9 protein-coding genes and 1 tRNA gene are annotated in these 10,901 nt (G+C 38.4%); 5 read left to right on the top strand and 5 right to left on the bottom strand.

The window, feature by feature from the left end; translation table 11 throughout:
* Positions 1-138: 138 nt before the first annotated feature.
* From FJ218_09635 to FJ218_09620, 4 genes are all read right to left on the bottom strand, one after another.
* Complete coding sequence (locus FJ218_09635; protein MBM4167160.1) at positions 139-582, bottom strand: NAD(P)/FAD-dependent oxidoreductase; 444 nt, start codon at positions 580-582, stop codon at positions 139-141.
* 77 nt (positions 583-659) lie between these two features.
* A complete protein-coding gene (locus FJ218_09630) occupies positions 660-992 on the bottom strand; it encodes a DUF971 domain-containing protein (GenBank protein MBM4167159.1) in 333 nt (110 codons plus the stop codon).
* A 64-nt stretch (positions 993-1,056) separates the two neighbouring features.
* Positions 1,057-1,884: an RNA methyltransferase gene (locus FJ218_09625; GenBank protein MBM4167158.1), complete on the bottom strand. Its 828-nt coding sequence runs from the start codon at positions 1,882-1,884 to the stop codon at positions 1,057-1,059.
* A gap of 17 nt (positions 1,885-1,901) precedes the next feature.
* Positions 1,902-2,096 (bottom strand): type II toxin-antitoxin system HicB family antitoxin, encoded by a 195-nt coding sequence (locus tag FJ218_09620; protein ID MBM4167157.1) that lies wholly within the window; start codon positions 2,094-2,096, stop codon positions 1,902-1,904.
* A gap of 169 nt (positions 2,097-2,265) precedes the next feature.
* Here FJ218_09620 and FJ218_09615 point away from each other — a divergent pair, with 169 nt between their 5' ends.
* From FJ218_09615 to FJ218_09595, 5 genes are all read left to right on the top strand, one after another.
* On the top strand, positions 2,266-4,902 hold the full coding sequence (locus tag FJ218_09615; protein MBM4167156.1) for a response regulator: 2,637 nt from the start codon (positions 2,266-2,268) through the stop codon (positions 4,900-4,902).
* Between the two features lie 244 nt (positions 4,903-5,146).
* Positions 5,147-6,304 carry an acyl-CoA dehydrogenase gene (locus FJ218_09610; protein ID MBM4167155.1) on the top strand — a complete coding sequence of 386 codons (1,158 nt, stop codon included), beginning with the start codon at positions 5,147-5,149 and terminating at the stop codon, positions 6,302-6,304.
* 24 nt (positions 6,305-6,328) lie between these two features.
* Positions 6,329-7,981 carry an acyl-CoA carboxylase subunit beta gene (locus FJ218_09605; protein ID MBM4167154.1) on the top strand — a complete coding sequence of 551 codons (1,653 nt, stop codon included), beginning with the start codon at positions 6,329-6,331 and terminating at the stop codon, positions 7,979-7,981.
* A gap of 18 nt (positions 7,982-7,999) precedes the next feature.
* Positions 8,000-8,752, top strand: coding sequence for a hypothetical protein (locus FJ218_09600; protein ID MBM4167153.1), 753 nt, complete (start codon positions 8,000-8,002; stop codon positions 8,750-8,752).
* 58 nt (positions 8,753-8,810) lie between these two features.
* Positions 8,811-8,886, top strand: a tRNA-Met gene (locus tag FJ218_09595).
* Here the strand turns inward: FJ218_09595 and FJ218_09590 are convergent.
* On the bottom strand, positions 8,865-10,580 hold the full coding sequence (locus tag FJ218_09590; protein ID MBM4167152.1) for a hypothetical protein: 1,716 nt from the start codon (positions 10,578-10,580) through the stop codon (positions 8,865-8,867). The genes FJ218_09595 and FJ218_09590 overlap by 22 nt on opposite strands.
* Positions 10,581-10,901: the final 321 nt, after the last annotated feature.

The raw sequence follows: 10,901 nt of genomic DNA, 5'->3' as shown, positions 1-10,901 counted from the left end.
TTTATTCTAATGGTGAACAAGTAAAATCCATTTCAGCAGAATACAAAAAACTCACCGAAGATTTGAGTTGGCTCTATGTTGATTGGGAAAAATTGACGGAAGAAATTGAGAGAGTTGTGAAAAACGAGCACCGAATGTTTACGTAGGCAATGCACACTCCAAATAATCTTCGCAAATTCCCTCGTGCACAATTTTCTTTCCCGTATTGAATGCTTTGATAATCGTTCCTTTTTTATTTGCAACCAAATCCCCCGCTAAATACAATCCAGGAATATTCGTTTCAAATTTATCGTTGATAATCACGTCGCCGTTTGCATACTCAATACCGATGGCTTTCAGAAAATGTTCGGGAGTCGTTCCGCCGATTTGAAAAATTACTTTATCTACTTCTACGACATCGCGTTCGTAAAATTGAACAATTACTTTTTCGTTCGCATCTTGCAGTTCTTTAATGTTTGAAGGAATCAGTGGCGTTACTTTTTTTTCTAAAAATAATGTTCTCAAAATTTTTTCGTTCACTTCATTCATTTTGGAAAATGTTTCTTTTCTGTACGAAAGAAACACAGCATTTTTTGCTTCCACCGCGGTGCTTATTCACGAAGGTCCGCTTCCTACAATAAGTATATCGTATGTCATTTATTGAATATATAGTAGTTGTTTCAGAATCCGTTTTTCCTACAATCATTACACGTACACAATTTTCTCAGATATTCAAACGTGTACAAACCGGAATCGTGTCCATCGCCCCAGAGAATTTTTATGGCATAATTTCCAACAGGAGAAATCGCTTTTACTACATTATGTTCGGGAAGTAATTCTTTTTTTTCGGGAACGTATGTTTGAAACAGCACGGTTTCTCCTTGGCAACTTGCGCAAGGACAATGTTCGCGTAAATAATTTGTATCGAACTTACTTACGTGCTCATCACTCCACGTCATTGTGAGGTTATTTGCAGAAGTTTTTTTGATAGATTTCAATTGCATGAAGAACATTTGTTTTATTTTGAAATGGCGTTGCCGAGTAAACTCTATGAGAAAATTATTTCTTCTCTCTCTTCTACTTCACCATTCCAAACCTTTGTCGTATTTCCCACAATATGACCGCTACTGCGCTTGCAACATTGATGGAATCCGTTTCATTCATCATTGGAATAATAATTTTTTCGGCACAAATATCGAGAATGTTTTGTGAAATTCCAGTACCTTCGTTTCCGAAAACAATGCAGATGTTCAACTTTTCAAGGTTTGTAAAACCTTGAAGATTTTGAGAACTCTTATGTGGATGTGCAGCAATTATTGCTGTTTGAAAATTGTTTGAAAGAAATTGCAAATCGCTTGCAAGATTTCTTGAATGAATGATGCGCATTTTGAAAATTGTTCCCATCGAATTTCTCACTGCACGACGCAAATACGGTGAACACGATGTTTCGCCAACAAGAATACCATCAACGCCAAACGCCGAACAATTGCGCACAATCACTCCCATATTTTCTGCATTTGCAACTCCATCAAGCGCTACAAATAAAAATGGCGAAGGAAATTTTCTTGCGGTTTCTTCCAGCGAAAATGTTTGCGGAACGTTTGCCATTGCCATTATTCCTTGATGAAGTTGAAATCCGACAATCTCATTGAGAAGTTTTTTTTCAGCAAGAAAAATTTCGAGCGAAAATTCTTTTCTCTTTTCTAAAATCGGCTTGTAGATTTCCAACCATTCCGGTGTAAGTAAAACGGAAACAACTTCGAGTTCGCTTTCGAGTAATCGCCGCACAACTTTTTCTCCTTCGGCAACAAAAATATTTTGCTTCAAATGTTCTTCGGGACGACGAAGTGTGCGATACGGAAGAAGGGAAGGGATATTGAGAGAGGAAATAGTGAGAATGTTCATTGCGAAGAAAGAATGAATTAGAGAAGTTTTTTTCTCTTAAGAAGCGCTTGTAGATATATGTCTGTTGCTTCTTTCGCAAACGCGATAGTTTCTTCGAGCGTTTCTCTTTGCGACATACAACCGGGAAGCGAAGGAATATCAGCGATAAATCCACCTTCTTCTGTTTCATGCACAAAGATGGTGTATTCGTATCCGTGAGGTATGATTTTCATAATGAAAGAAAATTTTTGTGTTGCAAATATACAGAAGTTGCCACGATGGGAGAATTACGGTACTTTCCCAAATATAAACTCAATCATAATTTTTTTTAAGATATAAATTTTCAGAAGAACATCTACTACTTATTCAATAAATTTTGTCCGCAAAAATGCATAACCATAAATGATTATGCTATACGAAGAAATCCCGATGAATCGGGATAGAATCATTTATGATTCTTTTTTTGATAGTGAAACCATTTATGGTTTTGAAAAATTTCAATTACGCATTATGATTCATTCTCCACTCTACAACTCCACGAATCTTCTTCAAGAATACAAACACATTCTCGAAGGAATCACCGACGGATTTTTTGCGCTCGATGAACAATTTTGTTTCACGTATTGGAACAAAGCCGCAGAAGACGGAACAGGATTTTTGCGCAATAACGTTCTCGGAAAAAATGTGTTTCAAATTTTTCCCAACGCAAACGATACAGAACTCGGAGAAAAATATCGCGCGGCAATGGAAGCAAAAACGTTTCAGCGCGTAACTTCTGCTTACAAAGACGAACGGTTCGATGCGTTTTTTGACGTGAGAATTTTTCCAATGGAAAATGGAATTGTTGTGTTCTTTCACGATGTAACGGAAGAGCAACGACAGCGCAAGCAAAAGGAATCGCTGCTTGAAATTTCCAAAGCAATAAACTCGGCGGAAACAATCGAAGATTTGTGCGTTGAGGCGGGAAAACACATCGCAAACTTTTTAGAAATTCCAGAAACGTTTGTTTGTATATATCGTTATGATGAACGCAGCGAAATGCTTCATCTCACTGCGCCGCAACTTTCACAGACGCAAACAGAAATTTCTTTTCATCAATCATTACTCATCGAAGAATGTTTCGACTTCGCTGACGCTGCGCTCAACACGACGAAAGAAAACTCCAACACTCCATTACTCTCCAACTCCAAATCAACTTTAGTTCAACAAGTTGCGCTTACAAAAAAGCCAATCATTACCGATGAATTGTTATTCGGAACATTGACAAAACATTTCTTGAGCGATGTGGAAAAACTGAATTTGAAAACGCTCATTATTCTTCCGCTCGTTGTACAAAGTGAATTGTTCGGCGTGTTGGAAGCGTTCTCGTTCAAAGATGTTGAATATGTGAATCACGAACTCAATTTGCTCAGCGTAATTACGAACGACCTTGCCGCTGGAATGAGCCGCAAACGGTTGCTCGAAGAAGTGATGGTGCAAAAAATAAACGTGGAACGCGAAGCAAAAAAAACTGTCGAAGCAAACGCAACATTGAAACGATTTCTCGCAATGTTCAGTCACGATTTGCGCGCGCCGCTTGCTTCGATTGTCGAATTTTCCAATCTTATTGCCAACGAACTTTCCATTCTTGAACCGCAGCAAATTCAGGAATTTATGCGCAACATTACTATCAGTGGAAATCATTTGCAACATCTCATCAGCGACATTCTCGACATTTCGAAAATTGAAGCAGGAACACTCGAACTTCATCTTGCAACATATCCGATAACGATATTTACTGACACGTTGCAAAGCATCCTTCTCCCAAAACTTTCGGAAAAAAATATTGACGTGCATTTCAATGTGCATAATGATGTTGAGTTAATCACCGTTGACCAAACACGCTTTCAACAGATCCTCGTGAATCTTACAGAAAATGCAATCAAATTTTCTGCAGAACATTCAACCGTGACTGTTACAATTCAGCGCGTCGAAAATGATATCCAATGTTCCGTGCGCAATGAAGGGAAAAGTATTTCTCGCGAAGAAGCGGTTCAACTTTTTAAGCCGTTCCATCAACTTGCAAGCGCACAATCGGGAACAGGGCTTGGACTTGCAATAACAAAACGACTTGTAGAACTTCACGGCGGAACAATTTGGATTGAAAGTGAACAAGACGCGTACACGGAATTTATTTTTCACATTCCCATCATTGTCAGCATTGATGAAACAATTCAGAAAGAAGACGAAAAATTATTGAGTCAATTACTGCACGAACATTTTTCGAAATTTCAGATAGAACATTTGCAACGACAACCGCTTGCATTGATTGTTGAAGATTCCGAGTATGCAATTCAATTGTTGCAAAATTATTTATCAAGCGCAGGATTTCAGATTGAAATTGCGCGCAACGGACTTGAGGCAATTGAAAAAGCAAAACTATTTACGCCGGATATTATTACGCTCGACATTTTGCTTCCCATGAAAAACGGATGGAGCGTAATGAAAGAACTGAAAGAGCATCCGGTAACAAAACAAATTCCCATCATTATTGTATCTGTTGTTGACCAGAAAAAACTTGGGTTCAGTTTAGGAGCATCGGATTATTTTGTAAAACCGATTGAGAAAGAAGAATTGCTCACAAGCGTAAAACGTGCGATGTTAGATATTGCGGCGAACGGTGTTCATATTCCAACGGTACTTGTTATTGATGACGATGATAATTTTACTGAACTTATCGATGTTATGCTTTCAAGCGAAGGAATTTCTGTATTGAAAACTTCAACGGGAAAAGAAGGAATACAACAATCGGAAACCAAAAAACCCGATGTGATTCTCCTCGATATGATGTTGCCGGATATTTCGGGATTTGAGGTTGCGCACGAATTGAAACTGAATCCACTCACACGTGAAATTCCAATTATCGTATTAACATCGCTGGAGATGGATGAAGAAATGCGCGAACAATTGGATGGAATTGTTCGTACGGTGATGAAGAAATCCGCATTTACCAAACGCGATGTCTTACGCGAAATCAGTTCAGCGGAAAAGATGCAGTAACTATGCAGGTCCTTTGTTTTGTTGTGAAACACGTTGGAAGGAATGTGTTGAACCATTGAAAAAATATTCGAACATTTCACATCAGAAGCGATGATGTAAGCATTTTTCCATCACGTTTTACTTTTTCCCTCTCATACCTTTCCCTATATTTTCACGCTTTTTTTTAAACGGAAACAAGAACGTTTCTTTCGGAGAGATTGCATTTTTTTTTCACTTACAATTATTACACAATAAATTTCCTTCTATGTCCAATACAACACAATTACATTTTGAACTCACCGAAAGTCAACGAATGATTCAACAAACGGCACGCGAATTCGCTGAAAAAGAAATCAAACCCAATGTTATGAAATGGGATGAAGCGCAGGAATTTCCTCTCGACATTGTGTACAAAATGGGAGAACTGGGATTTATGGGAGCTATGATTCCCGCAAAATACGGCGGCGCCGAACTTTCGATGCTTGATTTTGCGCTCATCATTGAAGAACTTGCAAGAATTGACCCATCCGTTGCGCTTATTTCCGCCGCGCATCATAGTTTATGTCTTTCACATTTATACACATTTGCAAATGAAGAACAACGAAAAAAATATGTTCCCGATTTAGCAAGCGGGAAAAAAATCGGCGCGTGGGGATTAACCGAACCATCGAGCGGAAGCGATGCGGGCGGAATGAAAACAACTTTCACACGCGACGGTGATTTTTACATTCTCAACGGAAGTAAAAATTTTATCACCAATGCTTCGTATGCAGAAACGTTTGTCATTATGACGATGGGAACGGATGCAAGTGGAAAGAAAAAACACACTGCTGTTATTGTAGAAAAAAATACACCCGGATTTTCTATCGGAAGAAAAGAAAACAAACTTGGTTTTCGCGCAAGCGACACCGCACAACTGATTCTGGAAAATGTTCGTGTTCCCGTTACAAATCGTCTTGGCGAAGAAGGCGATGGATTTAAGCAAGCATTGGTTACGCTGGACGGAGGAAGAATAGGAATCGCTGCTCTTTCCGTTGGTATTGCGCAAGCGTGTTTAGAAGCAAGTATTAAATACGCAAAAGAGCGTTCGCAATTCGGAAAAATGCTCGGCGATTTTCAGGCAATTCAATGGAAACTCGCCGATATGCAAGTGGAAACCGACGCTGCGAGATTGCTCACATACCGCGCCGCAATGATGAAAATGGACGGAAAAAATGTGAACAAAGAAGCCGCAATTGCAAAATATTTTGCAAGTGAAACGTGTTGCCGCGCCGCTAATGAAGCAGTGCAAATTCATGGCGGCTATGGTTTTCTCAAAGATTTTCCTGTCGAAAAATTTTATCGCGATGCAAAACTGATGACAATTGGCGAAGGAACAAGTGAGGTGCAGAAGATGGTGATTGCGAAAAATATTTTTGCGTAAACATAAGATTTAAATTTATTCTCAATGCACATCGGCACAGAAATAAAACGCGACACTTCATTTAAAAAGAATGAAGAAGCAATGCTCAAACTTTTACTCGCGCTTCGAGAGAAAGAAAACGCAACAAAACTTGGCGGAGGAAAATCTGCGATTGAAAAATTGCATGATAAAGGAAAACTTCACGCGCGGGAACGGATTCAAAAATTGCTCGACAAAGGAAGTTCATTTCTTGAAATCGGAATGTTTGCCGCAGAAGGAATGTATCAAGAATACGGCGGCGCAGTTTCTTCGGGAACAGTATTCGGGATTGGAAAAATTCACAACCGCGATGTTGTGATTGTTGCAAATGATGCGACAGTAAAAGCAGGCGCGTGGTTTCCAATGACGTGCAAAAAAAATCTTCGCGCGCAGGAAATCTCGATGGAAAATCGTTTACCGATTGTGTATTTAGTTGATAGCGCGGGAGTTTTTCTTCCAATGCAATCGGAAATTTTTCCCGACAAAGAACACTTCGGAAGAATTTTTCGCAACAACGCGGTGATGAGTGCGATGGGAATTACACAAATCGCCGCGATAATGGGACCGTGTGTTGCAGGCGGCGCATATCTCCCGATTATGAGCGACGAAATTTTGATTGTCGAAAAAACAGGAAGCGTTTTTCTTGCAGGACCAGCGTTAGTGAAAGCGGCGATTGGCGAAAATGCGGATATCGAAGAACTTGGCGGCGCAGCGATGCATAGTGAAATCAGCGGAGTTACTGACCATAAAATGAAAAATGATGACGAGTGTTTGGAAAAAATTCGTTCTATAATTTCTAAACTTGGAAAAAATCTTTCAGCAAATTTTGATAGAGTTGAATCTGCTTTGCCAAAGTTTGATGCAAAAGAAATCTACGGCATCATTCCCGAAGACCACGCGAAACCATACGATATGTATCAAATTATTTCACGTTTCGTTGATAATTCTGAAATTGATGAATACAAGAGTGATTATGGAAAATCATTGATTACTGCATACGCGCGTGTTGATGGATGGAGCGTTGGCATTGTTGCAAATCAGCGCGCGGTTGTGAAATCGAAAAAAGGCGAAATGCAAGTAGGTGGCGTGATTTACAATGATAGCGCAGATAAAGGCGCGCGATTTATTATGAATTGCAATCAGAAAAAAATTCCGCTTGTGTTTTTACAAGACGTTACCGGATTTATGGTGGGAACACGAAGCGAACAAGCGGGAATTATCAAAGATGGTGCGAAGATGGTGAATGCCGTTGCGAATTCAGTTGTTCCGAAATTGACATTTATTGTCGGCAATAGTTTTGGCGCGGGAAATTATGCAATGTGCGGCAAAGCGTACGACCCGCGATTGATTTTTGCGTGGCCCAATTCACAAATTGCAGTGATGGGAGCGAAACAATCGAGCGAGACGTTGCTACATATTCGTGTTGCGCAAATGAAAGCGAAAGGAAAAGAAGTTCCGGAAGTAGAGCAAAAACAAATGCTGAAAGAAATCTCTGAACGCTATGAAAAAGAAATGGAGCCAATGTATTCAGCGGCGCGATTAGTCGTTGACGGAATTATTGACCCGGTTGAAACACGCACTATTATTTCTCGCGGAATTGCGATGGCGAACTGTAATGCAGAGATGGCGAAGTTTAATACGGGCGTAATGCAAGTGTAGATTCGAGTGAGCAAGTGGTTGAGGGTTCAAGAGCGCAATTTTACATTTTATATTGAACATTTTACATTGAAAATTTATGTAAAAAGAATTTTCTCACTTTCCATTCTCTTTCTTTCTCTTTGCTCTTTTTCTTATTCACAAAACGAACAAACGAGCAAACGAACAAACCAACAAACCAACGAACCACCATTTCTCGAAAAACTGTTTCCACTTTTTCCTCCAAAATTTTTTGAAGCAGAACTTCGTCTAAAAGGTTTTATTCGAAGCGACAAATTCCTGCAAATAAAAAAAACGAACGGAGAACTTGCTTCCGTTGATTCAATTTTTGTCCGCGCGAAAATTTTGACAAACAAAAACCTTTCTCTCGCGCTTTTACTTTCCACGCTTGCAACAAACGACCACCGCGTGATATATTTTCAACTTCCGGTTTTCAATTTAAAATTTCCCTTTCCTCTTACCTTTGAAACGGAAGAAGAATTTCAGAAACGATTTGAAAATCTTCCTCGTTATTTTCTATCGCCGAAAGTAGATAATAGAGATAAGTTGCAACATTTTTTTGCATCAGCGTTTCTCTCATATACATTTGAATCAATAGAAATAGCAAGTCGCTTCGGAATATTTGTTGAGGAAGGAGAAAATGCGTTCATCGAAGGAGGCACATACGACGTTGATGATTTGAAAATGAATAAACTTGGTGCCGTGTTTGGTGCAGAGATACAGATTAATTCTCAATTGATTCCTTCTGAATATCTTCAAAAAAAAAATAAATGAAATTCTCTATGCGTTGTAGTGAAAATTTAGTACTTTTTGCCCTCAAAATTTGGAACACCGCGGGGTGGAGCAATTGGTAGCTCGTTGGGCTCATAACCCAAAGGTTGCAGGTTCAAATCCTGTCCCCGCTACTATAGGTACTTACAACTTCTGTAAGTACATTTTCTTTTTTGTATAAATTCGCCACATTTTGTTGGACGAGAGGGACACGCCTAACAAAAAATTGAACTTCATTCTCATTTCTGTTCACAATAATTTTCTCGACGAGTTTGTGAATTAAGTCTTTTTTCTCTATGATTGTTGCCCTTTCAAAGTTTGCTTCAAAACTCTCGAACCATTTTATCACGACTTCTCTAATGTTTTTGTAATTTTGTTCCGTCTCAGATTGTTGCAAAGATTCAATCTTTTCTTGGATATTCTTTTTTTCTGTTTCTAATTCTTTAATCCTTGATGCTGCTGATTCAAGTTGTTCCAATTCTTCAAAAGCAACAACCCATTTCGCGATCTTTTGATTTACATCGTGCAATTGATTCTGAAGGTATTCTTTTTCTTTTTCAGCATCCCTTGGTTTTTCATCCAGTAAGTTTTGTAAAGAAGATTCAATTTTTGAAATAAAATTATTCTCTGCAAGCATTTCTTTTATTGAATTGATAGCGAAATTTTCCATCTGTTCTTTCGGTAATCCCAAATAAGCGCAGACTCGTTTATTGTGATATCCGCTGTCAATATACTTGAAGTAGTTTTTATTTTTTGCTTTGTTTGATTGTCCCTGAAACGGAAAGCCGCAATGCGAACAGAAGATAAGGCTTGATAATAAGTAAGGACTATTATGACGAATGTTGATTTTCTTTTCCCCACAATTATTCTCGGAGAGTTTGTTTACCCTTTCGAATAATTCTTTCTCAATTATTGCGTCGTGTGCGCTTTCTGTAATTATCCATTCACTCGGACTATTTTTCCAGTGCGGGTATTTTGTATCCGAAAGTGTGTTATTGTTTTTTTGATATGCTATAATTTTACTCATTGAATTTTTATTATATACTCTCGCGCCATAGTATACTGGATTTTCTAAAATACTTTTCACACTGTTGATGCTCCATTTTTGATCTTTGTTTCTCCACCTACCTCTTTTAGGACAAGATATTCCTTCCTTGTTCAGTGTATCAACAATAGTAATATAGGCTTTCCCATTTTTTCGTAAATCGAAAATTCTCTTGACTACTTCGACTTCTTGTGAATTCCCAAGTACCCATTTTACTTTTTCTTGACCTCTCACACAGTGATCACCATCATTAAGTTCCCGCTCAATCTGATTTTTAGTATTGACTGCAACGCGCTTATAACCATAAGGCGCGGTTCCTCCACTTGAATAAATACCATTATTCTTCGCGCCTCGCAATGTTAACTCTGAAAGTTTTTTACTGTATTGCGATGCTTGCACTCCTTCAAAAGCTTTCAACATAGGAGCAAATTCATGCTGAGGGTCAATCGACGTTTTCACCAACAAAACGTTTACCCCATGTTTCTTAAAATATACACGCTCATATGTGTTCTCTTCTGAATCAATTGCGCGTCCCCAACGTGATTCATCGTAACAAATTACTACTGAAAATGATGGCTTGTTCTCAACACACCTTTTCAATCGCTGAAACTCAAGACGTTGCTCAAATGTTGTTCCCGACTTTCCGAAATCAACATACCATTCAGTTAAGTTGTAACCCTTCTGTTCGGCAAAGGAAAGTATTTCTTTCTTCTGCTGTTCTGGACTGTCTTCCTGTAAATCAGTCGAGCATCGAACATACCCGACTGCATTATTATTTTTGTTCATATAAAAATTTAATTTGTTTGTTCTACAATATACATATTTGTGTTAATAATATCTCGGTATATCCAAGTTGCGATAACGTGAGCAATTTCTGATATGTCTGTTTCTAATAATTCTGTTGATTCAACTGTTACCTTTGTAAATTCTGATGATGCTGAAATTGAAAGTTCATTTTGTTTGTCCATTCAGAATTGAATCTGCAATGCATGTAAAATAACCACCTTTGCAAATTCTTTTTATTTCGCTATGTATCTAATTTATGCATTAATACAATGCACTAATTTAAATATAACCGGAATCTTCTACCGAGTCAAGAATGAACTT

Source organism: Ignavibacteria bacterium, assembly GCA_016873775.1.
GTDB lineage: Bacteria > Bacteroidota > Ignavibacteria > UBA10030 > F1-140-MAGs086 > JAGXRH01.
Note: the sequence above shows the minus strand (reverse complement) of the source record. Positions and strands in the feature narration are given on the sequence as shown.